Annotated in this window: 20 protein-coding genes; 17 read left to right on the plus strand and 3 right to left on the minus strand. The window is 57.7% G+C overall.

Going from position 1 to position 25,973, the window contains the following annotated elements:
* Positions 1 to 26 precede the first annotated feature (26 nt).
* Positions 27 to 3,899 carry an Ig-like domain-containing protein gene (locus ACR0AA_RS14105; protein ID WP_480756281.1) on the minus strand — a complete coding sequence of 1,291 codons (3,873 nt, stop codon included), beginning with the start codon at positions 3,897 to 3,899 and terminating at the stop codon, positions 27 to 29.
* Positions 3,900 to 4,056: 157 nt separating this feature from the next.
* On the opposite strand from ACR0AA_RS14105, the gene ACR0AA_RS14110 reads away from it, so the two are divergent.
* Positions 4,057 to 6,108, plus strand: a complete 2,052-nt coding sequence (locus tag ACR0AA_RS14110) for a dockerin type I domain-containing protein (protein ID WP_480756282.1) — start codon at positions 4,057 to 4,059, stop codon at positions 6,106 to 6,108.
* A 13-nt stretch (positions 6,109 to 6,121) separates the two neighbouring features.
* Here the strand turns inward: ACR0AA_RS14110 and ACR0AA_RS14115 are convergent, their stop codons facing one another.
* Entirely contained in the window at positions 6,122 to 7,438 is a 1,317-nt protein-coding gene (locus ACR0AA_RS14115; RefSeq protein ID WP_480664792.1) for an HlyD family type I secretion periplasmic adaptor subunit, read from the minus strand.
* On the minus strand, positions 7,438 to 9,135 hold the full coding sequence (locus ACR0AA_RS14120; RefSeq protein WP_480756283.1) for a type I secretion system permease/ATPase: 1,698 nt from the start codon (positions 9,133 to 9,135) through the stop codon (positions 7,438 to 7,440). The genes ACR0AA_RS14115 and ACR0AA_RS14120 overlap by 1 nt, the downstream gene beginning before the upstream one ends.
* Positions 9,136 to 9,556: 421 nt before the next feature.
* Between ACR0AA_RS14120 and ACR0AA_RS14125 the strand changes: the two genes are divergently transcribed.
* The 16 genes from ACR0AA_RS14125 to ACR0AA_RS14200 all read left to right on the plus strand — a co-directional run bounded on the left by ACR0AA_RS14125 (position 9,557) and on the right by ACR0AA_RS14200 (position 25,956).
* Positions 9,557 to 10,573: a GlxA family transcriptional regulator gene (locus ACR0AA_RS14125; RefSeq protein WP_480664790.1), complete on the plus strand. Its 1,017-nt coding sequence runs from the start codon at positions 9,557 to 9,559 to the stop codon at positions 10,571 to 10,573.
* Positions 10,574 to 10,711: 138 nt separating this feature from the next.
* Complete coding sequence (locus tag ACR0AA_RS14130) at positions 10,712 to 11,851, plus strand: aromatic ring-hydroxylating oxygenase subunit alpha (protein WP_480664789.1); 1,140 nt, start codon at positions 10,712 to 10,714, stop codon at positions 11,849 to 11,851.
* Positions 11,848 to 13,383: a choline-sulfatase gene (gene betC, locus ACR0AA_RS14135; RefSeq protein WP_480756284.1), complete on the plus strand. Its 1,536-nt coding sequence runs from the start codon at positions 11,848 to 11,850 to the stop codon at positions 13,381 to 13,383. The genes ACR0AA_RS14130 and betC overlap by 4 nt, the downstream gene beginning before the upstream one ends.
* Positions 13,380 to 14,174, plus strand: coding sequence for an SDR family NAD(P)-dependent oxidoreductase (locus ACR0AA_RS14140; protein WP_480664787.1), 795 nt, complete (start codon positions 13,380 to 13,382; stop codon positions 14,172 to 14,174). The genes betC and ACR0AA_RS14140 overlap by 4 nt, the downstream gene beginning before the upstream one ends.
* Positions 14,171 to 14,566, plus strand: a complete 396-nt coding sequence (locus ACR0AA_RS14145) for a cupin domain-containing protein (protein ID WP_480664786.1) — start codon at positions 14,171 to 14,173, stop codon at positions 14,564 to 14,566. Before ACR0AA_RS14140 ends, ACR0AA_RS14145 begins: the two co-directional genes overlap by 4 nt.
* Entirely contained in the window at positions 14,563 to 15,492 is a 930-nt protein-coding gene (kce, locus tag ACR0AA_RS14150; RefSeq protein ID WP_480664785.1) for a 3,5-dioxohexanoate:acetyl-CoA acetone transferase, read from the plus strand. The genes ACR0AA_RS14145 and kce overlap by 4 nt, the downstream gene beginning before the upstream one ends.
* A gap of 11 nt (positions 15,493 to 15,503) precedes the next feature.
* Positions 15,504 to 16,922 carry an aminobutyraldehyde dehydrogenase gene (locus ACR0AA_RS14155; RefSeq protein WP_480664784.1) on the plus strand — a complete coding sequence of 473 codons (1,419 nt, stop codon included), beginning with the start codon at positions 15,504 to 15,506 and terminating at the stop codon, positions 16,920 to 16,922.
* Positions 16,922 to 17,662, plus strand: coding sequence for an SDR family NAD(P)-dependent oxidoreductase (locus tag ACR0AA_RS14160; protein WP_480664783.1), 741 nt, complete (start codon positions 16,922 to 16,924; stop codon positions 17,660 to 17,662). Before ACR0AA_RS14155 ends, ACR0AA_RS14160 begins: the two co-directional genes overlap by 1 nt.
* Positions 17,662 to 18,588 (plus strand): 3-hydroxyacyl-CoA dehydrogenase NAD-binding domain-containing protein, encoded by a 927-nt coding sequence (locus ACR0AA_RS14165; protein ID WP_480664782.1) that lies wholly within the window; start codon positions 17,662 to 17,664, stop codon positions 18,586 to 18,588. Before ACR0AA_RS14160 ends, ACR0AA_RS14165 begins: the two co-directional genes overlap by 1 nt.
* Before the next feature lie 160 nt (positions 18,589 to 18,748).
* Positions 18,749 to 20,365 (plus strand): GMC family oxidoreductase, encoded by a 1,617-nt coding sequence (locus tag ACR0AA_RS14170; RefSeq protein WP_480756285.1) that lies wholly within the window; start codon positions 18,749 to 18,751, stop codon positions 20,363 to 20,365.
* Between the two features lie 208 nt (positions 20,366 to 20,573).
* Positions 20,574 to 21,554: a biotin synthase BioB gene (bioB, locus tag ACR0AA_RS14175; protein WP_480756286.1), complete on the plus strand. Its 981-nt coding sequence runs from the start codon at positions 20,574 to 20,576 to the stop codon at positions 21,552 to 21,554.
* Positions 21,551 to 22,684, plus strand: coding sequence for an 8-amino-7-oxononanoate synthase (locus tag ACR0AA_RS14180; RefSeq protein ID WP_480756287.1), 1,134 nt, complete (start codon positions 21,551 to 21,553; stop codon positions 22,682 to 22,684). The genes bioB and ACR0AA_RS14180 overlap by 4 nt, the downstream gene beginning before the upstream one ends.
* Positions 22,681 to 23,301 (plus strand): dethiobiotin synthase, encoded by a 621-nt coding sequence (bioD, locus tag ACR0AA_RS14185; protein WP_480664778.1) that lies wholly within the window; start codon positions 22,681 to 22,683, stop codon positions 23,299 to 23,301. The genes ACR0AA_RS14180 and bioD overlap by 4 nt, the downstream gene beginning before the upstream one ends.
* Positions 23,298 to 24,584, plus strand: a complete 1,287-nt coding sequence (gene bioA, locus ACR0AA_RS14190) for an adenosylmethionine--8-amino-7-oxononanoate transaminase (protein WP_480664777.1) — start codon at positions 23,298 to 23,300, stop codon at positions 24,582 to 24,584. Before bioD ends, bioA begins: the two co-directional genes overlap by 4 nt.
* Positions 24,581 to 25,201 (plus strand): pimeloyl-ACP methyl esterase BioG family protein, encoded by a 621-nt coding sequence (locus ACR0AA_RS14195; protein ID WP_480664776.1) that lies wholly within the window; start codon positions 24,581 to 24,583, stop codon positions 25,199 to 25,201. Before bioA ends, ACR0AA_RS14195 begins: the two co-directional genes overlap by 4 nt.
* Positions 25,198 to 25,956: a methyltransferase domain-containing protein gene (locus ACR0AA_RS14200; RefSeq protein WP_480664775.1), complete on the plus strand. Its 759-nt coding sequence runs from the start codon at positions 25,198 to 25,200 to the stop codon at positions 25,954 to 25,956. Before ACR0AA_RS14195 ends, ACR0AA_RS14200 begins: the two co-directional genes overlap by 4 nt.
* Positions 25,957 to 25,973 lie beyond the last annotated feature (17 nt).

Below are 25,973 nucleotides of genomic sequence, written 5' to 3' on the forward strand. Positions count from 1 at the left end.
GCGGGAACCGGCAGCGCAGGTTTCAATCAGGCCGTCGCACCTGTTGGGTCGGTGTGCAGGATGTTGTCCGTACTCAACCCGCTCAGGTCATTCAGTCCGTTGAAATGAGCTACGGTATGAACGGCGGCCGAGCTCGGGGCTGAGTAGTCGACCTTGACCAGAACACTGTCATCGCCGTCTGTCGCGAACACGTAGAGCTCATCGCCCGCCTGAATTCCGGCCAGGCTTTCGACGGCTGCTTCGATTGTGCCCGTAGTCAGGTCCGCCAAGACTGTGGTCAATCCGACGATGCCTGTATTCGCGGCGACCGAGCCGCCGGCGTTCAGCGTTTCCACGCCTGTGCCGTTGCCTCGCAAACTTGTCAGATCGAGACCGCTGAACATCAACGCGTCGGCCACGTCTGACGCAGCGCCCAGAGAGAAACCCGTAATCGTATCGATACCGTTTGCCGCCGGATCCGCTTCGAATACGACAACGTCGCGGCCTGCGTCCGAGACATTGATGGCGTCGTTTCCATCTTGACCGCGGATGAAATTGTCTACGTCGGTTGCGACCAACGTGTCGTCTCCGTCGGTGCCAAGAATAATGGTCGAGGGGCCGCCATCCGGTGTGGTTATGGTCAATTCAATAGGTTTGCTGGGATCCTGAACGGTCATGGTGAATGTCACCAATGGCTGACTCAGGTCTGTAAAGGTCGGCGAGATCCCGGCGAAATTGACTATGGAGCTTCCGACGGGATTTGAAAGATAATACCCGAAAGCGCCGTTGCCGATATCTGATCCGCTGTCAAATGTCACAACGGTTGGATCAAAACCCATCTCCAGCGTCATAGCCAACCCGCTGGATATGTCTCGGTCAGAGTCTGCAAAAACCTCGAATGTGATTGTCGAGCCGGCCCGGCTGGCCTGGGTGAGGACGTAAGCCGCCGGTGTATGGGCAGTGGCCTCATCGGTGGCAGGCAAGGGATTCGGACCACCGGAGACTGGTGCCTGAGCCTCGAAGGTCAGATCGTCGCCGGCATTGATGCTGGAAAACTCGGAAGAGGGAACAGTTAATGACCAAGTGCCGTCCGCAGCTACAGTCGTGGTGCCGACAGTGGAACTGTTAAGTGTCACGTTTACAGTTTGGCCGGCGTTCAGCCCGGTTGATGTTCCTGAAACAACCACACCGGAGCTCTGAGCATCGCTGAGCGAAACAGCATTGTTGGTACCTACAGAGTTCAAATTCAGAAGCGGTCGGAAATCTGTGGCGAGAGTCGTGGTTGTCGGTGCGGCGCTGTTTCCGGCCAAATCGTCCACCGCGGCCGAAACAGTAAAGTTGGTCCCATCCGCCAATCCGGCAAGATCCGACGCGGGAACTGTAGCTGTCCAGGCCCCACCTGAGGCGACACCGGTATAGGGTTGGCCATCCAGGGTGACGGTAACGGTCTGTCCGTCCTCTGCCGTGGTGGTTCCAGAGATAGTCAGATCGCTACCCCGCTCTGCAAGGTCCAGGACTGATCCTACGTGCAGAGGGTTTATAGTCAGGGCAGGGGCAGTGAAATCCGTGTTAAACCCCGCGCTGGCGCTGGCGCTATTTCCGGCGGCGTCAGACACCGACGCGTTTATGTTGTAAGTTTCGCCGTCCTGCAGGCTGCTGAGGCTGGCTGCTGGCGCAACAAATGTCCATGTTCCGCCGTTGACGGCTGTAGTGTTGCTCTGGACCACCGAACCGTCTGCCCTGACAAGCTCAACAGTGATGGTTGTGCCATTCGGAGCGTCAGACGTGCCCGAGACAGTCAGGTCCGTTCCTTGTTCCGCCGCGTTCATGGCGGCGCCATCGGAAAGACCCGTTACGGCGATAGCTGGGGCTGAGAAATCGGTGTCAAAACTTGCACTTGCCTGAGCGGCTGGGTTTCCAGCGGCGTCCGCGACATCTGCTGTGACCACAATCGTCGCGCCGTCTGTCAATGCCGCCAAATCTGATGCGGGAACGGTGGTACTCCAGGTCCCGCCAGAGGCCGTGCCGGTATAGTTTTGGCCATTCAGGGAAACAGTCACAGTTTGCCCATCTTCCGCATTTGTCGATCCATTGATCGTCAGGTCCGTGCCTTGTTCGGCTGCATTCATGACAGCCCCGTCCGAAAAGCTGTCGATGGTGAGGGTAGGAGCGGTCACGTCCTTGGATACGGGCACACTGACCTGGTTCGCCGCGAGACCGTCTGAATCCGATACATCTGCCGTGATAATAAACGCGCCGCCGTCTGCCAAAACCGCAAGATCCGCAGCCGGGATTGTGACAGACCAGCTGTTGCCAGACACCACGCCTGTGTAGCTTTCACCGTCCAGCGTGACCGTAACCTGCTGGCCGTCCTCAACGTTCCCGGTAATGCCCGAGACCATCAGGTCCGACCCGACTTCGACCCCGTTCAGGACGGCACCGACAGAAAGCGGAGAAATGGCGATTGACGGCCCGGCCAGATCCACGGGAACCGATGCGGTTGCCGGAACCGATGTATTTCCTGCAGCATCACTGACAACAACACGCACAGAAGCCGGAGTTCCCGAAGGCAAACTCGCTAGATCAGCAGCAGGAACCGTTACGCTCCAATTCCCGTCGGATGCAGCTCCCGTATAGGTATGTCCGGCAAACTCCACTGTCACGGTCTGGCCATCCGCGGCCGTTGTCGACCCGCTCAGCACCATGTCACTCTGAACGTCGACCAGCTCGATGGACCCGTCGGAAATCTGGTTCAGCGTTATCGTGGGAGCTGTAAAGTCGGTGTCAAAGCTATCGCTTGCCTGTGCCGCCGGGTTTCCTGCCTGATCAGTGACATCTGCGGTCACGTTGACCGCCGCCGCATCTGGTAGATTTGCAAGATCGGCGGCAGGAACTGTAATGGTCCATTGCCCATCGGCAACCGTACCTGTGTAGGTTTGCCCGTTCAGTGTGACAGTAACGGTCTGCCCGTTTTCGGCGTTTGTCGTACCGGAGACAGTAAGGTCCGTCGCCTTTTCCGCAGCGTTCATGACCGAACCGTCAGAGAGACCGGAAATTGTCAGGGTAGGAGGTATCGTGTCGACGTTGTAAGTGGTGGTTTCGACCGACAATTCTTGGCCGTCGCCACTAAGGTGCCGAACGGTCACATTTTGAACACCCTGTGGCAGCCCTGCAGCTTCGGCAGGCGTCAGGGAAATGCTCCAGCCGCCATCCGAATTCAAGAGCACCGTTTTAACAAGCGAGCCTATGGTGACTTCTACCGTCTCGGTTCCTTCCGGAATGGCGATGTTCGTACCCGTGCTACTCAGCGCGCTGGCTTGCGCTTGCGCGAGGTTAAGGAACGGGTAGGTCGGCGTTGGCTGTACCGGCTCAGCGTCATCGCCGCCTCCACCCGCGCCCGCAGCGGCTGCACCGGCCAGACCTAGTCCGCCCAATGCGGCACCGACCCCGCTGATGCCACCACCGGCCGCAGCTGCACCTCCGGCTTCGGCCACGCTGAATTGAGCAATCTCTGCCACGATGTTTTCGGCGATCATGATAGCGCCGCTGTCCAGAACCTGAACGTTCTCAGAGGCCACGACCATGGTGCTGCCATTGGCCATTTTGATCAGAACGTCACCGTTCTTCAGGAGCTTGACCGATCGGACGCCGGGGATCGTCTCTGCAAACTGATATGCGTACAGCTCTTCTATCGTTGCTTGGGCCAACGCAGGCAGGGCCATGAGCGTCGAACTCAGCCCCCCGACGATCCCGCGCCCGGCCCAGCGGCGCATTTTGCCATCAATCCACCGGCGAATTTGTTCCTTGCGACCGGTGCCTGATCCGGGCTCCGCAGTTTTGTTCTTGGGTTCATGTTCTTTGGTCATCTTACCCTCACATGTGGTGTCCACGTTTGGCCGGGTGGGCCGGGTTCCGTTCATCTGTCTTTCCCTTCCGTGACTCATGCGCCCTAACCAGGAAAAATTGTGTTAAACTGAAACCGAACTCCTCGTTTTCACCACATTTCCGCTTTGGTTTCGGGCCGAGCATCAGATCATCCTGCAGTCGTTGCCAAGTTTTGGCGTTGGGTGATTTGGTATGATGCTTCAGTTCGAAGGAGTGATTGCGACGGGGAGCGCAGCGCTCGATTCAGGTATCCGTGATACGGCTTTAAAAACGCTTAACGGCGTTACGTATCTGTACAGTTTGACCGGCCCAGGAGGCGGTATCGCCGTCTGGAAACTGGTCGATGGTGCGGTCCCTCAGATGATGGATACAGAGTATTTCAGCGGTACGATCACGTTTCAGGTCGGACCTAGCGGAGAACCTGTTTCGCTGGGCGGTGGGGATCAGCTTGTCTTGGATATCGACACTGCAACAGGCCTTGTCGGTTATGAGCTGAACCCTGATGGAACCGTCGGTGCCCTACGTGAAACAGGATCGCTGAATGGCGGCGGAGACATTTCCGCATTGGTTCAGCTTTCGACCGGGTCTCGTGATCTGCTGATGATGGCGCATGAAGACACCGGGCAAATCGGCACTTATGCCGTTAATGGAGACGGCACGCTGACCGCTTCGGGCTCAATCACCGCGCGGGTCGATTCGTTGCAGGCAGTTCGGATCGGCGCGGATAATTTTGTGATTGCTGCGGATGCGGCCGACAACACCGTCTCGACTTATCGCGTCGACGGGGATTCTGGCGCTATTAGTGCGGTGGACAACACCGAATCTCTGGCGACTCTGGGGATCGCAACACCGACAGCGGTCGAAGTTGTACAAGCCTATGGAAGGTCATGGGTTGTGGTTGCTGGCGCCCAGAGTAACTCGCTCAGTGTCATGGAACTGGCCGGCGATGGCCGTCTGATCCCGACCGATCACGTCTTGGATTCCCTGCACACCCGGTTTGAGTCGGTTCAGGACCTTTCGGTGATCGAAGTCGATGGGCGCGTTTTCGTGGTGGCCGGTGGTGGCGATGACGGTATCACCTTGTTCACTATGACACCTGCCGGTCAATTGGTGTATCTGGACAGCTTTGCCGATACCATTCACAGCGGGCTGCAAAACGTCGAGACCTTCAGCGTCGCGCATATCGGGGGTGAATTGCAGATTCTGGTCGCTTCGCAGCAAGATGCGGGCCTGACACAGCTTACGTTAAATGTGGCAGACCTAGGCGTCACGCGCAGTGGGTTCGGGGAGGTAAATGGCACTTCTGGGCACGATATGCTGAGCGGCAATATCCTTCCGACGTCTCTCGTGGGCGGGGCCGGGGATGACATATTGATTGCAGGCACCGGCGCCACGACTATGACAGGTGGGGCGGGTGCGGACATCTTTGTTATGCAGTACCGCACGGACCTCACCACGATCACGGATTTTCAGGCCGGTGTCGACCGATTGGACCTGTTCGACTACCCGTTGATGAGAACCCCGGAACAGCTCACATTCACGACAACGATGCAGGGCGCGCGCATCGAATACCACAATGAGACGATCAACTTGATTTCGGCGTCCGGCGGACCGTTGACCAGTGCGCAGGTGTTTGGGGCAGGTTTCGGCGGCCCGGATCATATTCCTGTAGACTTTGGGGATTTCGGAGGACTCGATCCGGGTAGTTCCGATGGCGTGCTGGGGAACGTTTCGATCAATTCCGGGTCTTCGAACCCCAGCCTCAGCGACGCCGAAATCAGGTTCGCTCCCAATGGTGGTGGCACCGTGAGTGTTCGTGCTAACAGCGATGGGCGGTTTGATTTGAACTTGCCGTCGGGTGCATTTGAGGGTGAGTTTGACGTAATCAAAACCTATTCAACGGCGAGCAAGGAGATCAACGCGCTGGACGCCCTGCAGGTCTTGCGGATTTCGGTCGGGTTGGACCCGACTTTCGGACTCGCCTCGCCCGAGAACCTGATTGCGGCCGACTTCAACCGCGATGGTTCAGTGAATGCGCTGGACGCATTGGAGATTCTACGGGTGGCGGTCGGCCTGCCTACAACAAAGCGGCCGGAATGGGTCTTTCTTGACGATGACGCGGACCTATCGGGCATCACGCGCCACAACGTTTCTTATGAAACCGGCGTCGAAGTCGTGGCGGTGGATGGGATGATCGTGACCGACATGACGTCAATCCTGCTGGGAAACGTTGAAGCCCCCTGAGGGAACCGGGCGATCATTCGCGGAACGCCCGGTTGAAGTAGTCTGCCAGCGGTTTGACGAGATAGGACAAAGGCGTACGTTCATCTGTCTTGATCAGCGTCTCCACTGGCATGCCGGGCAGCAGTTCCTGCCCTTTCAGCCGTTCGACCTGTCCGTCATCGGGAACAACTTCGGCGCGGTAAAACGTTTGGCCCGTTTTGTCGTCCGTGAAGGTGTCCGCTGAAACCGTGATAACCTGCCCTTCGATTTCAGGGGTTTCGCGCTGGTTGAAGGCGGGAAATCGCAACAGAACGGACTGGCCGACGTGCAGCTGATCAACGTGAATCGCGTCAACGCGGGCTGCAACCAGCAACGGAGTATCCTGCGGCACCAGATACATCATTGGCTCTGCCGGTTGGACCACCGATTGCAGCGCAAAGACCTGGCTGTCATAGACCGTTCCGGACACCGGGGCGCGAATGTCCAGCCGCGACAGGCGTGTGTCCAGTGACAGGCGGCGCTCGGCAAGCTCAGAAATTTGGGATTGAATGTCGCGCAGGGTCGAGATGGCTTCTTCCCGCCGCGTCGCCTCCAGTTCAACAATCGAAATCTCGGTCGCGGAAATCTGACCTTTCAGCCGTGCCACCGCAGCCTCCAACCGACCGATATCACCGGTCAGGCTGGCCTCTTCGCGCAGCAGTGCCGAAACTCGGCTGGCCTGGGTGAGGCCACGCTGGAGCAGACTTTCCTGATCATCCAGCTCCTCCTGTATCAATTCGACCTGACGGCGCAGTGAAACCAACTGTGCTTCGGTGCCTTCAATTTCGCTTTCAATTTGGACGGTTTGTTTGCTCAATTGCTCGGTTTTCTGGGTCAGCGTATTCAGTCGCGCCTCGAAAAGGCGTTGCTGACCAGCGATCAGGTCGGAATCGATGCGCTCCGCCTGTTGAATCTCGGCCAAACGGGCGGCCAATGCATCGGCGTCGGCGCCATCGCGCTCGGCCTCCAAACGGGCCCGACGGGCCAGCAGTTCGAAAAGTTGAGCTTCGACAATAGTTTTCTCAGACGACAGAAAAGTATCGTCCAGACGCAGAAGAAAATCGCCGGCGGCGACGGCATCGCCGTCGCGTACAAAAATCTCGCCGACAACGCCGCCATCGGGGTGTTGGATCACCTGCCGATTGCTTTCAACCTCGATGATCCCCTGAGATATGATCGCGCCTGCCAACCGTGTTTTCACAGCCCAAAGGCCCAATCCGCCGACAAGGATGCCCAAAGCGGTAAATCCCACCAGAGCCGGGATCGTAATGCGCCACACCGGGGTAGCATTTTTTGCCGCTGTGCCCTGCATCAGTTACTCGCTTTGCTGAGGTTACGCTTTATCGATCCGGCGTTCTGAACAACTGCGCCTAAAACTTCATCCCGCTGGCCGGCTTTCACCACTTGCCCGCGTTCGACGACCACAAGATCATCACATTCCGAAATCGCCTGAGGCCGGTGCGTCATGATAATCGCCGACTTTCCAGCGGCTTTGAGCTCGCGGATGGCCGCGTTCAAAGCCTCGGTTCCATCGGCATCTAGGGCCGAGTTCGGTTCATCCAAAATCAACAGAACCGGATCCCCGTACAAGGCGCGCGACAGGGCGATCCGTTGTTTCTGCCCGCCAGACAGTTGACTGTCATTGCCCTCCAAAACGGTGTCGTACCCCTTTTCCAAGGTCAGAATCAGCTCATGCGCATTGGCTTTCTTGGCCGCTTCGACAACGGCGTCAGGGTCCGGGCTTTCAGACATACGTGCGATGTTTTCAGTAACCGTGCCGTTGAACAACGTGACTTCCTGCGGCAGGTATCCAATGTGCTGACCCAGATCGGTCGGATCATACTGATCCAGCGTCGCGCCGCCCAAGCGGATTTCCCCGGTCGCGGGCCGCCATATGCCCAAAAGAGCCTTGGCCAACGTTGACTTGCCCGACCCGCTTTTCCCGATCACGCCAAGCGCCCGCCCTGGCTCGAGGTTAAGTGACACATTGCGCAACGTCGGGGTGTCCGCACCGGGTGGAATGACGGTCAGTCTTTTTGCTGTCAGCCGTCCTTCTGGCACAGGCAGCTTGGTACGCGGGGCCTCTGGGGGGGTTCCTTCCAGAAACTGGTTCAGAGACTTCCATGCGGTTCGAGCCTGCTCGACAATCGCCCATTGACCTACCACCTGTTCGACGGGTGCCAATGCGCGACCCAACAGGATTGATCCTGCGATCATTGCCCCGGGCGTCAGTTCATTGCGTAGAACCAACAATGCCCCAAGCGCCAACATGGCGGATTGCAAGAACAAACGCAGCGATTTGGTGACGGACGAAAAGCTACCGGTCCAGTCGCTGGCCGCAATCGTCTGTTGCAGGGCATTTATACGCTGCCGTTGCCACCGCCGGGTGATGTCCTCTTGCATGCCTTGCGAGCGCACAACTTCGGCCGCCTGTCTTGCATGCTCGGAGAAAATATTGGCCTTGGCGGAAGCGGATTGCGCCATGGCGACTTTGCGTCGGGTAAGCGCCTGATTCAGCAGGGCAATGATGATCAATAGAGAGCCGCCACCTACGGCCAGCCAGCCCAAAAGAGGGTGGAACAGAAAGATCGCAGCCACAAAAATCGGCGTCCATGGGATGTCCATAACGGCCAGAAGAACTGGTGAAGAACACAGCTTTTGAATAGACTCCAGATCGCGCAACGCCGTTGCCGGCGCAGCACGGGCACGCGGATGCAGCGATCGCCGCAAGGTTGCGTCAAACACGCGCTCATCCAATTGAGACTGAAACCGGGCACCAAAACGCGCCACGATCCGACCTCGCGCAAAATCGAGCATCGCCATCAGACCGTACAACAGCGCAACCAGCAAGAACAGCGCCGCCAGGGTTTCAACCGCGCGGGACCCGAGTACGCGGTCATAGACCTGCAACATGAACAAAGGCCCGGTCAGCATTAGCAAGTTGACGAAGATGCTGAACAGAAACGCCAACGCCAGGAATGTAATACCCTGATTTCGCGCAGTTTGCATTTCATGTCGTGGCTGTGTGGCCATGCGATTGTCAATTTTCACGAACGAAGACTCTCGTTTTTGCCGCTTTTGGCTCGGATGGTGTTATTTCGCGGCGCATCCTAAACTTTTGTTCCTTGAGTGGGAATGCACATCCTACCAGATTGTCCATAAGCCGCCTACCGAAGCAATGGATAATGGATTCAGCCCGTTTTTCCCAACAACAATAAAGAGATATTGGGAGGGCGGAATTTTGACGACAATCTACTCGTCGATTGACAATAGCCATCGCCATCCCGTTCGCTTCGCAGCAGGCAAACGTCCGCTCGTACCGCTTGTTGATAAAGACTCAGTCGTGGTCCATTGTTTGGCATCTGACTTGGCGATGATTGTAAAATCTATTTTCTTGACGCTCAAGTAGCGCAAATGAGGTAGAAGCCACATGGTGAATAGCTCTGAGGCCGTTACTCGGGTTTTGGTGGTGGTTGCCCCAAGTTTCAATCTGGCCGCGACAATGGGGTTCATCGATCCGTTTCGTGCCGCCAACTATCTGGATGGCCGCCCCTATTTCTCGTGGAACTTCGTGTCCGAGACAGGCGGTTGTTGCGTCGCCAGTAACGGCGCGGAGATTAACACAGTTGCGCTTGGTGAAGTTGCCGCTGCTGCGGCGGACATTGTCGTCGTTTCCACGAGCTGGACGCCTGAAAAACACCTGACAGCGAAGACGGGCAATGCCCTGCGACACTGGGCGCGCGCCGGTTCAACGCTGGGGTCGCTGGATACGGGTGCGTTCATCCTTGCGCAAGCCGGGCTTTTAAGCGGGCGGCGGGCGACAGTCCATTATGAACACATCGACGCTTTTCAGGAGCTTTACCCGGATGTCGATGTAGTCGAGAATCTGTTTGTGCTGGATGGCAACCGGATCACATGTTGTGGCGGCAGCGCTTCTGTAGATTTTGGATTGCAAGTTTTGCAGGGAATCTATGGCAGCGCCCTAGCGAACGCTGCAGCCCGATACATCTTTCACGATCACCTCAGAGGACCGTCCGACATGCAACAGCCGGAAGGGAGCGAGCCATTGGGCGCGACGGTTCCCGCCAAGCTACGGGTGGCCATTCAAGTGATGGAAGCCAATCTGGAAGACCCGGTGCCGGTGCCGGAGATCTGCAGAAAAGCCGGAATATCGCATCGCCAACTGGATCGCCTCTTTGCAACTTACATCAAGAAAACTCCCGCGCTTTACTACCGGGATATCCGTTTGGATCGGGCGCGTGGCCTGGTAACGCAGACCGAGTTGCCGATTGCCGAAGTTGCAATGGCGTCTGGTTTTGCCAGTCAAGTGCATTTCAGCCGGGCGTATAGAGAACGGTTTGGATTGCCGCCAAGTCGCGACCGCGTTGAAGGCCGTGTACCGTTTGAGTTTCGGGCATGGCCGATGCACAGGAAACCCGCAGGTTGAAGTTTCGCTTTTGCCGATTGGCGAAAAAAGTCCAACTGGCGGCGGAAAAAGTTATGACGTGGGGCCATTTTCGGCAGATCATACCCTCCATTAGCCAGCCAGCGGGTCGTTGCCTGACCCCGAATTGTGGAGTTTCCGATGAGCGAGCTGCCGTCCAAAGAACAATTCGAACGGATATCCGATGGTTTCAGCCCGGACCCTTTCAATACGAATTCTCTGAAAGCCGAAGCCTATGTTGACCCCGCGTGGTATCAGGTTGATCAGAATGAGATATTGGCCAAGACATGGCAATGGGTGTGTCACGTTGAGAAACTTCGGACGCCCGGTTCTTATGTAACCATCGACATTGCAGGCCGCCCAATCGCCATTGTTCGCGACCGTGAGGGCATGCTGCGCGCATTTTACAATGTCTGCAAACATCGCGCGCACCACCTGCTTTCGGGTGAGGGTGAAACAACGCGCATCATGTGCCCCTATCATGCCTGGGTTTATAAACTGGACGGGCAATTGGTGCGCGCACCGGAGACCGAAAACCTCACCGGCTTCAACACCAAGGACATCTGCCTCGATCAGGTGCAGGTCGAGGAGTTTGCAGGATTCATCTACGTAAATCTCGACCCTTTGGCGGCCCAACTACGTGACGTTTCCGGCAACCTGGAAACCGAAATACGTCACTGGGCGCCGGATATCGAGCAGCTGACTTTCGGTCATCGTTTGACGTATGACATCAAATCGAATTGGAAGAATGTCGTCGATAACTTCCTAGAATGCTATCATTGTCCGACTGCGCATAAGGACTTCTGCGATCTGGTCGACATGGACACCTACAAGGTGACCACTTACGGCATCTATTCCAGCCATATGGCCGAGGCCGGAAAAAGTGCTAACACTGCCTACGATGTCTCGAACGCGACCGTGCGCACCCATGCGGTCTGGTGGTTGTGGCCGACGACATGTCTGATGCGCTATCCCGGCCGATCCTCGATGATCGTCCTGAACATCATCCCGATTGGCCCGGACCGGACGCTGGAAACCTACGACTTCTTTCTTGAAACCCCGGAACCGGATGAGGCCGAGCTAGAGGCCATTCGCTATCTCGACGAGGTCCTGCAACGTGAGGACATCGATATCGTCGAAAGTGTGCAACGCGGGATGAGCACGCCCGCATTTACCCAAGGCCGGATTGTGCATGATCCGAACGGCTCGGGAAAATCCGAACATGCGGTGCATCACTTCCACGGGTTGGTTTTGGACGCTTACGCAAAGGCTGCTCCGTGACACGGCCCAACATCGTCGTGGTCATGGCCGACCAGCTTGCACCACATTTCTGTGGTGCCTATGGCCACCCTACGGTGCAGACGCCGAACATTGATGCGTTGGCGGCACGCGGGATGCGATTTGATGCGGCTTATTGCAACTCGCCGCTCTGCGCTCCGTCGCGCTTTGCCTTCATGTCCGGACAACTGATCAGCCGGATTGCCGCCTATGACAACGCAAGCGAGTTCCGGGCCTCGATCCCGACTTTCGCGCATTACCTCAAGGCGCTGGGCTACAGAACATGCCTGTCGGGCAAGATGCATTTTGTCGGTCCGGATCAGAAGCACGGTTTTCAGGATCGCGTGACCACCGACATCTACCCTGCCGATTTCGCATGGACTCCGGACTGGGAGGCCCCGGATGAGCGGATCGACAAGTGGTATCACAACATGCAGACGGTAAAGGAAAGCGGAGAGGCTGTCGCGACCTTCCAAACTGATTACGACGACGAAGTCGAGTTCGCCGCCCGTCGATGGCTAATCGACCGTGGACGTGACCGGGCCGGCGGGGACGACGCGCCCTTCTGTCTGGTGGCCAGTTTCATTCATCCTCATGATCCCTACGTGGCCAAGCCGGAGTGGTGGAACCTCTATTCGGACGCGGACATCCCAATGCCGGAGTTTACTTTGGCGCCCGAGGAACAAGATCCGTTCTCGCGTCGGGTGATGGACGGGATCGAGGCGAGCTATGTACCCTTGACGGATGAAGAGGTCCTGCGCGCGCGCCGCGCCTATTTGGCCAATGTCAGCTATTTCGACAGCAAGGTCGGCGCGATGGTCAGGGCGTTGGAAGATATCGGAGAGCTGGACAACACTATCTTCGTTATCACTGCAGACCACGGCGACATGCTGGGCGAGCGGGGTCTTTGGTACAAGATGAACTTCTTCGAACACTCTGCCCGCGTGCCTTTGATCATGGCAGGTCCGGGTGTTGTTCACGGCAATGTTTCCAATGCCTGTTCGCTGCTCGATCTGTTGCCGACTTTTGTTGAAATCGCCGACGGCAGGGCTGGTTTGTATGGCGAGCCGGTCGACGGCCGTTCCCTGATGCCACTGGCGCGTGGAGAGCATGACCCTGCGGACGAAGCCATCGGCGAATACTGCGCCGAGATGACGCCTTATCCGGTGTTCATGATCCGACGCGGGCCGTTAAAATACATCCATTGTGATCCCGATCCGCCGCAACTGTACGATCTGGCCGCCGATCCGCTGGAAAAAAACAATCTCGCAAACGATCCGGCTTATGCGGATCAGGCCGCTGCATTTGCTGCCGAAGTCGCGCAGCGTTGGGACAGCGAAAAGCTCCGCGCCGACGTGATCGCAACGCAGAAATCCCGTCGCGCGTTGCATGCCGCGATGGAAGCAGGCGCTGGTGAGGCATGGGATTATAACCCGCCGCGCGACGCATCGCAGGAATACGTCCGCAATCACATGGACTGGACGGTTGCGGCCTCACGTTATCGCTATCCGCCGTTGAAGGAGAACAACGAATGATGCTGGAAGGCAAAACAGCGCTGGTTACAGGTGGTCGCGGTGGGATCGGACGCGCCATCGTGGCGCGTTTCCTGCGCGAAGGCGCGCGGGTCTATGCTGCGGACCTGACGCCCGAGGGGTCCTTGGCAGCCCATGACGACGATGGCAGCATTTTCCTGCAACTCGACGTCACGCAGGAAGCGGATGCCGTCGCGGCGATGGAACAGGTAGGGGCGGAAACGGGTCAGCTCGACATCCTGGTAAATGCCGCCGGGATCGAAATCGAAAAAACCATCGAAGAGACGTCACTGGAGGAATGGAACCTGTCCTTTGCGGTCAATGTCACCGGGACGTTCCTGACCTCGAAACATGCTCTGCCGCTTATGCGCAAGGCTGCTGCGTCCGGCACATCGGCCTCGATCATCAACTTCGGCAGCTATGATGGTTTCATCGCCGACCCCGGTCTGGCCGCCTATTGCGCAACCAAGGGCGCGGTGCACGCTTTGACCAAGGCCATGGCCTGCGACCACGGCCCTGAAGGCATCAGGGTCAATGCGATTTGCCCCGGTTACGTCGACACGCCGATGCTGCAAAGTTTTTTCACCGGCGACGGTTCAGGTGCAGGGGGTAAAACGATCGATCAAGTGCAACAGGCTGTGCGTGATGTGCACCCGATGCGCACTTACGGCACGCCGGAGGACATCGCCAATCTTGTCAACTGGCTGGCTTCGGACGAGGCGCGATATGCCAGCGGCCAGTTATGGGTTCTTGACGGAGGGCTGAGCGCGCAAGTTCAGCAGATGAAGCTATGAAGGTAATAAAACCGACCCAAACCAACACCAAGCCAGCGATCGGTGACCTGTTTTTGGGCGATAACATTACTCTTGCTCCGCTGGTGGGCCTGCCGGAAACCAAAGATGTCGAGCTCTACATCGTCAACTTCGGCGTAGGAGAGCGCAACCGCGTGCACATCCACAAAGTCGATCAGATCCTGATAGCGACGGTAGGGCGGGGCATCATTGCCGACGAGAATGGCGAACAGATCATGGAACCCGGAGACGTTGTAACCATCCCTGCCGGGCACCCACACTGGCACGGCGCAACGGCTGATAGTAATTTCTCTCATATCACCGTGGCTAGACCGGGCGATGTTATCGAGATCGTCGATCAGGACGCCCGCGGCGCGTGGGGCGCAATTGCATGAGCAAGCCTGTCATCATTACTTGCGCTCCGACCGGTGGTATTCACACTCCAACAATGTCCGAGCATCTGCCAATCACGCCGAACGAAATCACCGAGGCCAGCATTGGTGCAGTAGAGGCCGGGGCCTCAATCATCCACTTGCACGCCCGCAACCCGGAGAATGGCCGACCCGATGCCGACCCGGAATTGTTCATGCAGTTCCTTCCGCGCATCAAGCAGGCAACCGGTGCGGTCATGAATGTCTCGACAGGCGGCGGGCTTGGCATGACGCGAGAAGACCGACTGCGCGCTGCGCTGCGAGCCAGCCCGGAAATGGCCAGTATGAACATGGGGTCGATGAATTTCGGCATCTTCCCGATGATGCAGAAATACTCGGACTGGAAGCACGAGTGGGAGCCCGAGTTTCTAGGCATGACCCGGGACTTCATCTTCCGCAATACCTTCGCCGATATCGAATATGCTATGAAAGAGCTAGGTGAAGGGCATGGTACCAAGTTTGAATTTGAATGCTACGATCTTGGCCATCTCTACAACCTGGCCTGGGTGGTCGATCAAGGCTGGGTCAAACCGCCCTTTTTCATCCAGATGGTGTTTGGGATCCTGGGCGGCGTCGGCGCGGACCCCGACAACCTGATGCATATGCACACAATCGCCGAGAAACTGTTTGGCGGCAGCTACGAATGGTCGGTTCTGGCGGCGGGTCGTCACCAGATGGCTTTCACAACACAAGCCGCAATTCTTGGCGGTAACGTGCGGGTGGGGTTGGAAGACAGCCTGTACATTGGACCGGGCGAAAAGGCGAAATCGAATGCGGATCAGGTCCGCAAAATCCGTTCAATCATCGAAAACCTTGGCCTGACGGTCGCGACACCTGACGAGGCCCGGCAACGGCTGGACCTCAAAGGTAACGACCAGACCGCATTCTGACGGGGGTATGCATGCAGACGAAGATGTTGATTAACGGCGAGTTGGTCGAAGGAGGCGGTGACGCATTGCCGGTGCTGAACCCCGCGACCGGTGAGGAAGTTGCCCAAGTTCCCGAAGCATCCGTGGATCAGATCGAAGCCGCGACCCGCGCAGCCGAGGAAGCCTTCGAGACGTATCGCCTCACAACACGGGCTGAACGCGCAGGTCATCTTTTGGCGATTGCCGAGGTGATTGAAGACAACATTGAAGAACTGGCGGAACTGGAAACTCTGGACGTTGGCAAGCCGTGGCCAATGGCCCGCGACGAGGAAATGCCACTGACCATTGACACGTTTAGGTTTATGGCCGGGGCGGCGCGCACGATGGCTGGATCTGCTGCTGGCGAATTCGTGGCCGGCCACACGTCGATGATCCGCAAGGATCCGATCGGCCCGGTCGCTTCTATTGCGCCCTGGAACTATCCCTTGATGATGGCAGCCTGGAAGATCGCGGCCCCATTGGCCGCAGGATGCACCATTGTACTGAAACCTTCTGAGATCACGCCGCTGGCTACGCTGCGGCTGGCCGAACTGCTTGCGGATGTCCTGCCCAAGGGCGTTCTGAACGTGATCCATGGAAGAGGGGCTTCGATCGGAGACAGCCTGATCAACGATCCAAGGATCGAAGGGATTTCAATCACCGGCTCTCCGGCCACTGGCATGGCGGCGATGCGCGCGGCTTCGAACCAGATCCGCCATGTGCATCTGGAGCTTGGGGGTAAGGCACCGGTCATCGTGTTTGACGATGCCGATATTGAGGCTGTGGCTGAAACGATCCGCTATGGGTCGTTCTTCAATGCCGGTCAGGATTGTGCGCAGCCGTGCCGCGTGATGGTTCAGGACAGTGTGTACGATAAGGTTGTTGCCGCGGTTGCGGATCAGGTCAGCCAAATACAGATTGGGGCGCCCAAGGCAGGCGGCACCGAAATGGGCCCTATCGTCTCGGCGGTCCAAAGAGAGCGCGTTTCGGGCTTCGTCGAACGCGCCCGAAGCAGCGCCGAAATTGCAGTGGGCGGTATAACTGGTGATGGTGCCGGGTTCTTCTATCAACCAACGGTGGTCGCCAACGTGGACAACGATGCCGAAATTGCCTGCAGCGAGGTGTTTGGGCCCGTTGTTACCCTGTCGCGTTTCAACGACGCCGAAGATGCCCTTCGAACCGCCAATGCAGGGCGGTATGGGTTGGCGTCATCGGTTTGGACGAAAGATGTCTCGATGGCGATGAAAATGACCGCGCAGCTGCGTTACGGAATGACCTGGGTCAACACCCACGGTATGCCCGCCGCCGAAATGCCGTGGGCGGCTATGAAGGGCTCGGGCACCGGTTGCGATATGTCGGTCTACGCGCTGGATGCCTACACCTCGGTGCGCCATGTGATGGTGGCCCACTGATGCGGTTGGCTGGGAAAAGAGCACTGATCACCGGTGGCCGGCAAGGCATTGGGCGTGGAATTGTCGAGGCGTTTCGGCGAGAAGGCGCGGCGGTTACGACCTGTGGCCGCGGGCCCAGACCGGACGGTCTGACGGATGACATTATCTGGTATCCGCTGGATGTCACCGATGCTGCGGCAGTGGAAGAACTGGCCGATACGACGGGCGGAACGGACATCCTTGTCAACAACGCAGGCGTTCAGGTTGAAAAGACCGTAGCCGATAGCACGGACGCCGATTGGCAGGCCGTGATCGGCACCAATTGTCGTGGCGTTTTCAACCTCTGTCGCGCCTACATTCCGCGCATGCCCGAGGGAAGTTCGATCATCAATATCGGCTCAATTTCGGGGCGCGTCGCAGACCCTTCTATGGCGCTCTACAACGCGTCGAAGGCCTTTGTGCATGGGCTGACCCGGTCGATAGCGGTAGATCACGGCCCGGGTATCCGGTGCAACGCGATTTGCCCGGGCTGGATTGAAACGGGGATGCTGGATGCAGGGTTTGATCTCGCCTCGGACCCCGTGAAGGCTCGTCAGGATGCCTTGGCTCGACATGCCATGCGCCGTTTTGGCCGGCCGGAGGACATTGCCAGCATGGCGGTCTGGCTGGCTTCGGATGAGGCCGCGTTCGCAACCGGCCAGTTGTTCACGGTGGACGGTGGCATGACCGCAGCTTCACCCCTTAATCCAGGATTGTTTTAATGGACAGGCGACACACAGCTTGTTTGGGTGGCGGTGTTATCGGTGCCAGCTGGTCCGCGTTGTTTCTTGCTTCGGGGCGTTCGGTCGCAATGTTTGACCCTGATCCTGAAGTTGAAAACAAGGTGCGCGCATATATTGAAACCGCGTGGCCAGCGCTGGCGGAACTGGGGCTTGCGGAACACGGAAACCCGGATGCGATCACCTTCCACCGAGACGCCGCCAGCGCCGTGGCCGACGCCGCGTTTGTGCAAGAGAACGTGCCGGAACGGCTGGAAATCAAACATGCGACCTTTGCTGAAATCGAACCTGCACTCGCGCCGGACGCCATCGTCGCAAGCTCGGCCTCCGGTTTAACCCTTGGCCAGATGCAGCCGGGCTGGAAGGATCCTGCGCGCTTTGTTCTGGGACACCCGTTCAATCCGCCGCATCTGATCCCGCTTGTCGAAGTTCTGGGAAACGAAAAGACAGCCGATGGCGTGGTTGAGGCGGCGCAGGGCTTTTATGAAAGCCTGGGCAAGACCACGATTCGCGTCAACAAAGAGGTGCCCGGGCACGTCGCGAACCGCCTGCAGGCTGCAATCTGGCGAGAGGCCATTCATCTGGTCACATCTGGTGTCGCGACTGTCGAAGATGTCGACAAGGCGGTCTGGGCAGGTCCCGGGCTCAGATGGGCCGCGATGGGTCCGACCATGTTGTTCAATCTCGGTGCCGGAGAGGGCGGGCTGCAAGCCTTTTGCGATCATTTTTCACAAACGTTTAACGGCTGGTGGGAAGATCTGGGCGATGTCTATTTGTCGGACGACGTCACCCGGCAACTGGTCGAAGGCGTTGAGGCCGAAGCACAGGGGCGGCCGCCCGCCGAACTCTCGCAACAACGCGATGCCCTGATCGTTGCACTGCAAAAGTCCATCTCGGAATTGCGCTGAAGCAAGAACATCCACTGTGACCCCAAGGGCGACTGAGGCCCTTGGCTAGCTCAGTCTTAATGCCTGCGATCAAATGACGAGTTCTGGCCTGTGGAAACTGGCTCAAATATCTATAAACTCTCTGAAAATTGTGGCTGAGCCGGTCTGATTGAGAGTGACTATGAGCGATACGACCCGCCTTGATGGCGACTATGACTATATCATCGTGGGTGCCGGCACTGCGGGATGCGTACTGGCGAACCGTCTGAGCGAAGATCCGAAAACACGCGTCCTGCTGTTGGAGGCCGGCAAGTCCGACAATTATCATTGGGTGCATATCCCCGTTGGCTATCTTTATTGCATCGGCAATCCGCGCACCGACTGGATGATGAAGACCGCGCCCGAGCCTGGATTAAACGGCCGATCTCTGGTCTATCCGCGTGGCAAGGTTCTGGGCGGCTGCACGTCGGTCAATGGCATGATCTACATGCGCGGGCAGGCAGCGGATTATGATCATTGGCGGCAGATGGGAAACACTGGCTGGGGTTGGGACGACGTTCTGCCTTACTTCCTCAAGTCCGAAGATCACCATGGCGGTGACAGTGAACACCATCGCGGTGGCGGTGAATGGAAAGTGCAGAAACAAAAGCTGACCTGGGACATCCTGAGAGCGGTGCAGGAGGGTGCGGAAGAATTTGGTATTTATCCGCGTGATGATTTCAATGACGGCAATAATGAAGGCTCTGGGTTTTTCGAGGTCAATCAGAGCAATGGCGTCAGATGGAACACGGCGAAGGGCTTCCTGAAGCCTGCAATGAGACGCCCAAATCTCAGAATCCTGACGGAAGCCACGACGGACCAACTGATCTTGGATGGCAAAGCCGTTCGTGGAATCCGGTTTCGCCACAAAGGTCGGGTCGTGGACGCTTCTGCGCAGAACGAGGTTTTGCTGGCCGCCGGGTCCATCAACTCTCCGAAGATTCTGGAACTATCGGGCATAGGTCGCGGAGACTTGCTGAGTGATCTCGGCATTAAAATGCAGCATGAATGCGCCGGGGTGGGTGAGAACCTGCAGGACCATCTGCAAATCAGAACTGTGTTCAAGGTCAGCAACGCCAAAACACTGAACACGCTGGCAAACTCGTTGTTCGGCAAGGCTCAGATAGCGTTGCAATACGGGCTGACGCAGTCGGGACCCATGTCCATGGCACCAAGTCAGTTCGGGATGTTCACGAAGTCCGACCCTGCACTCGCGACGCCAGATCTGGAGTACCATATACAGCCATTGTCCACGGACAAGCTGGGCGATCCTTTGCATCCCTTTCCGGCGATCACGGTTTCGGTCTGTAATCTTCGACCGGAAAGCATCGGTAGCAGCCATGTAAGCTCTCGTGATCTCGATCAGCAACCCGATATTCGGCTCAACTACTTGTCCGCGCCGCGGGACAGAGCTGTTGCCGTGGAGTCTGTTCGCCAAGCCCGCCGGATCATGTCCGCAAAAGCGCTGTCGCGATACGAGCCGCAAGAGATCCTGCCAGGGCCTTCGATCCGGGATAACTCTGACTTGGTTAAGGCGGTCGGAGATATTGCCACGACGATTTTCCATCCGGTGGGGACTTGCAAGATGGGAACGGATGACCGGGCTGTGGTTGATCCTCAGCTAAAGGTTCGCGGGCTGTACGGGCTGCGCATTGTGGATGCGTCAATCATGCCAAAAATCGTGTCGGGCAACACGGCCTCGCCAGTCATCATGATTGCCGAGAAAGCCGCAGATATCATTAAATCCGAAAATCGTTAAGCGAATGCGTCGGCGATTCACCCGGTCGGATGCGCAGATCTTGGGACTTGGGCGCAACGTATCTGCCTGCCGGGCAAATAGCTTGGGATTTTCCAGATTGGTGCGAGGATCCGCCTGTTAGGCACGAGTGGCAGATTCCAGTTGTGATTCTCTTCTTTATCTATAAAAGATCAGCCAATCATGATGTCTTTTGAAAAGTATCGATAAAATGGAAAACACCGCCACGCCATGGTCCCGTGAGGCTGCGCAAGCTCTGTATGACCTTCCGTTGATGGATTTGCTGTTTCGCGCGCAAACGGTGCATCGCGAAAATTTTGATCCCAACAAGGTCCAGACATCCAAGCTGCTATCAATCAAAACTGGCGGATGTGCCGAGGACTGTGCCTATTGCTCGCAGTCGGCCCGCAACGGATCGAAACTCTCAGCGTCCAAGCTGATCGAAGTCGAACGTGTTCTGAGCCAGGCCCGCCAGGCCCGTGACGGTGGTGCGACACGCTTTTGCATGGGTGCTGCCTGGCGCAAACCCAAAGATCGGGACATGGATGCGCTGGTCGCCATGGTTGAAGGTGTGCGCGAGCTGGGCATGGAGACCTGCATGACGCTGGGCATGCTGGACGACAATCAGGTGGTCCGCCTACGCGATGCCGGGTTGGACTACTACAACCATAACATCGACACGTCCGAACGGTACTATTCCGAAGTGATCACGACGCGTACCTTTGCGGACCGGATCGACACGATGAATCGGGTGCAGGAAGCAGGGATCAAAGTGTGTTCGGGCGGTATCCTGGGGATGGGAGAAGAGGTTCAGGACCGGGTCGATATGCTGGTGACGCTGGCCAATATGAACCCCGCGCCGGACTCTGTTCCGATCAACATGCTGATGCCTCAGGAAGACACGCCTTTGGCCGATGCCAAACCGATTGACCCGATCGATTTTGTTCGGGTGATTGCCGTTGCCCGCATCATGATGCCGAAATCCTACGTTCGTCTGTCCGCAGGCCGCAGCGAAATGAGCGATGAACTGCAGGCCATGTGCTTCTTTGCCGGCGCGAACTCGATGTTCGTTGGTGAAACTCTTCTGACTGCAGAGAATCCGGAAGAAGACACTGACGCGGTGCTTTTTGCCAAACTTGGGTTGCAGGCTGAAACACCTGCTGAAAAATCCTGTCTGGATGCTGCTGAATGAAGGCATTGAGTCGTTTGAACTCGATGCTTGAAATGCTGGACACCCGGCATCGCCGCCGGGTGTTGGCACCCAGGCGCGGACTGGATTTCGCGTCCAACGATTATCTGGGATTGGCGCAGTCACCTTTGTTGCGTGACGCGGCACAGAACGCGCTAGAGCAGGGCGTGCCGCTGGGCTCTGGCGGGTCCCGCCTGTTGCGTGGAAATCACCCGGAACATGAAGCCCTTGAAGAGGAGGCCGCCGCGTTTTTTGGTGCCGAAGCTGCGTTGTTCATGGGCGGAGGGTTTCAGGCGAACCAGGCGATCTTTTCGACCCTTCCAGCGGCGGAAGATCTGATCCTTTATGATGCTCTGGTGCATGCAAGCGCGCATGAGGGTATGCGCACGGGACGCGCCCAGACCCGTTCCTTTGCCCATAATCAAGCAGCCGATGCGCGGCGCGCCGTTGCCGACTGGCAGGCAGGCGGTGGATCTGGTCAAATCTGGATTGCAGTGGAAAGCATCTACTCGATGGAGGGTGATATCGCACCCTTGAAAGAGCTTTCTGAACTGGCCCGCGAACATGGTGCGATTCTGGTTGTGGACGAAGCACACGCGACCGGGGTTTTCGGCCCGAACGGGCGGGGTCTGGCCCATGGGTTGGATGCTGATCTGTTGACCCTGCATACATGCGGCAAAGGGTTGGGAGTTTCAGGCGGTTTGATCTGCGGCCCCAAGGTGATGGTCGACACCCTGATCAACCGCGCGCGGCCGTTTATCTTTGCAACTGCCCCGTCGCCTTTCAACGCAGCTCTCGTGCGGGCTGTTTTGCAGCATCTACAATCGGACAACACCGCGATCCGCGCTGCGAACGCGCGCATAGGGCATGCGCATGCCGTTGCTCTGCAACATGGTGTTCCTGCAGAGGCGCTTAACAGCCAGATTATTCCGGTCATTCTTGGGGATGACGCCAAGACAATGGAAATGGCCGCAACGTTACAAGCCAAGGGGTTCGACGTTCGTGGTATCCGGCCGCCAACAGTGCCGCGTGGCACGTCGCGACTGCGGGTGTCGATCACCGGTAATGTCGACGAGGATGACATTACCGCGCTGTTCGAAACACTAGCCCATCAACAGGCGGAGGCTGCATGAGCGCCGTAGTCATTACAGGCACCGACACAGGTGTGGGTAAAACGGTTTTTGCCTCTGGCCTGACGGCGGCGCTGGGCGCATGCTATTGGAAGCCTGTGCAATCCGGGCTTGAGGACGCAACTGACACAGAAACTGTTGAAACTCTGTCCGGTGCCAGGGTCCTGCCCGAGGCCTATCGGCTGAATATGCCAGCCTCGCCTCATTTGTCGGCCGAAGACATGGGCGTTGAGATTGAGCTGGACCAGCTTGTGTTGCCAAAGGTCACTGGACCACTGGTTGTGGAAGGCGCTGGCGGGGTCATGGTGCCGTTGAACCGCAAAAGCTTCTTCCTTGATGTGATCGCACAGTGGAAAGCGCCCGTTGTTCTGGTGGCGCGCACAGCACTCGGCACGATCAACCACACAAGCTTGTCCCTGATGGCCCTGCGGAATGCGGGGTGCAATGTTGTCGGAGTGGCGTTCGTCGGAGACGCCGAACCAGATGTGGAACAGACAATTTCCGAGATGTGCAATGTCGCGCATCTGGGGCGTTTGCCGCAACTCGACCCCCTGTCTCGCGATACCCTGTGCGATGCTTTTGGGGCCATTGACGTCGATATGATCCGGAGCGCCCTGTGAACCCGCTGGATTTTGATGCCCGCCATCTGTGGCACCCCTACACAAACGTGCTGAACCCCGGCCCGATGCATTTGATTACCGATGCCGAGGGTGTCTGGTTGACCCGCGAAGACGGGATCCGGATGATCGACGCGATGTCGTCATGGTGGTGTGCGGCACACGGACATCGTCACCCTGCCATTACAAACGCAATGCAGGCGCAGCTGCAGCGGATGCCGCATGTGATGTTCGGCGGCCTGACACACCATCCCGCGATTGACCTTGGCCGCAAGTTGGTTGAGCTGTTGCCAGCCGGGCTGGATCGCATTTTCTACAGTGACAGTGGGTCGGTTGCGATTGAAGTCGCATTGAAGATGGCCGTTCAATATCAGATGGCCCTCGGGAACACTGGCCGCACTCAATTCGCCACAATCCGTGGCGGTTACCATGGTGACACATGGAAAGCGATGAGTGTCTGCGATCCCGTGAACGGGATGCATGGTTTGTTCAGCGGAGCCTTGTCGATCCAGCATTTCCTACCGCGCCCGCCGATCTCGTTCGATCAGGAATGGACGGATGATACGACACTGAATGGGCTGGACGCTTTGGAAGAGCTTCTGGAAACCAAATCCGACCAGATTGCAGCGCTGATTCTTGAACCCGTCGTTCAGGGTGCCGGTGGCATGTATTTCTATCACCCCAAATGGCTGCAGCGGGCGCAGGAGATGTGCAGGGCACACGATGTGCTTGTCATTTTCGACGAAATCGCAACCGGGTTTGGCCGCAGCGGGGAGCTGTTTGCGATGCACCATGCCGGTGTCGTGCCAGACATCGTATGCCTGGGCAAAGCCCTGACTGGTGGTCACATAACGTTGGCTGCAACGATCACCAGCGAAAACGTTGCGCGCAGGATTGGTGAAAGCGAAGCAAGCGTCCTGATGCATGGCCCGACTTACATGGCCAATCCGCTTGCCTGCGCGGCGGCTATCGCCAGTTTGGATCAGCTGTCGGTCAGAGATTGGCGTACCGAAGTGCATGCAATTGCCGACCAGATGAAGCACGAGCTTGCCCCAGCGCGGGATTTGCCCGGTGTTGCCGATGTCCGCGTTCTGGGCGCTATTGGCGTCATCGAAATGGAGCAGTGGGTTGATCCCTCCGTCGCGCATGCTTTGGCGCCAGAGACCGGAGTGTGGCTGCGACCGTTTGCGCGCAACATCTACTGTATGCCGCCTTACATCATCACTCCGGAAGAGCTGAGCCGGGTGACGTCGGCAATGGTTTCACTGGTTCGGAGTGTGTCATGAGACAGCGATGGTTGTCGCGTTCTGGCACGGATGACCTGATATTGGTCTTTGGGGGATGGGCCCTTGGCGCTGCCCCGTTCGCCGACCTCAGTGGGGGCGGGGATGTGCTGCTGGTCGATGATTATACCTGGCTTGACGGTCCGATAGATGACCTTGCGCAATATGACCGTGTCAACCTGATCGCCTTTTCGTTTGGTGTGGCGTCCGTCGCCCATTGGCTGACTCAGACCGGTTTCCGCCCCCATCGGCTGATTGCCGTCAGTGGGACTCTGTGCCCTGCCAATGCTGAGCGTGGCATCGCGCCGGACATGATCCGTGCTACGGCCGACCAATTGACCGAAAACAGCTTCACCAAGTTCTGTCGCCGGGCCGGGTTGGAAGGGCTGGCCCCTGCGATCGATGCGGGCGCAGCGCGAGCTGAACTTCATGCCGTGATCGAACGCGGCGATGCCCCGGAAACGGCTTTTGACCGGATATGGATCCCTCAGCGCGACCGGGTCATTCCAACGCGCGCGCAGGAAATTGCCTGGGCAACCCAACAATCCGCAGTTCGCAGTATCCCCGCCCCGCATATCCCGTTTCGCAGTGGTCAAAGCTGGGAGGAGTGGATCGCATGAACGCCCAATTGGCCGAGCGCGTTCAGCGCAGCTTTAGCCGCAGTTTTCGCAGTTACCACGGGGCCGCAAGCCAACAAGCCCAAATCGCGGACCACCTGGTGCAAGAAATGCGCAGCAGTGGCGCTCCGCAACGTTTTGCGTCGGGGTTGGAGTTTGGCTGTGGCACCGGTCACTTGACGCAAAAGCTTTGCAAGACATTTGAATTTCGGTTGCTGACGATCAATGACCTTTCGCCTGAAGCCGAGCAGACGGCCTATGCTGTTGGTGCTGATTTTCTGTGCGGTGATGCCGAAACATTGAACTGGCCTCACCAGCCAAACCTCATCACGTCCGCGTCCATGATCCAATGGTTGCGTGACCCTGCCGCATTCCTGCGCAGGGCGGCTGTTGCGCTTGCGCCCGGGGGGTGGTTGGCGGTTTCCGGTTTTGGACCCGAACAGTATCGTGAGCTGGTGGCAGTTGGATCAACGGCCAAAGCACCGGGTCTGTGCCGATCCAAAGATCTGGCTGCCGCGGTGCAGGGTGAGCTCGAGATCATAAGCACTGGCGAAACCATTCGGGAAATGCACTTCGACACACCCAGGAAAGTCCTCGAACATCTGCGGCGAACAGGGGTTAACGGGCGTGCGCAAAAAGTCTGGACAAAGACCAGCCTCGGTCAATTCACGGATCGGTATGTCAGATACTTCGGCAGCGAAGCTGGCGTGTCGCTGACATATCACCCAACGTGGATTGTTGCCCGCAAACGTGGTTGAAGGCGTTGCCAAGGCCG

Source organism: Ruegeria sp. CE8, assembly GCF_056537465.1.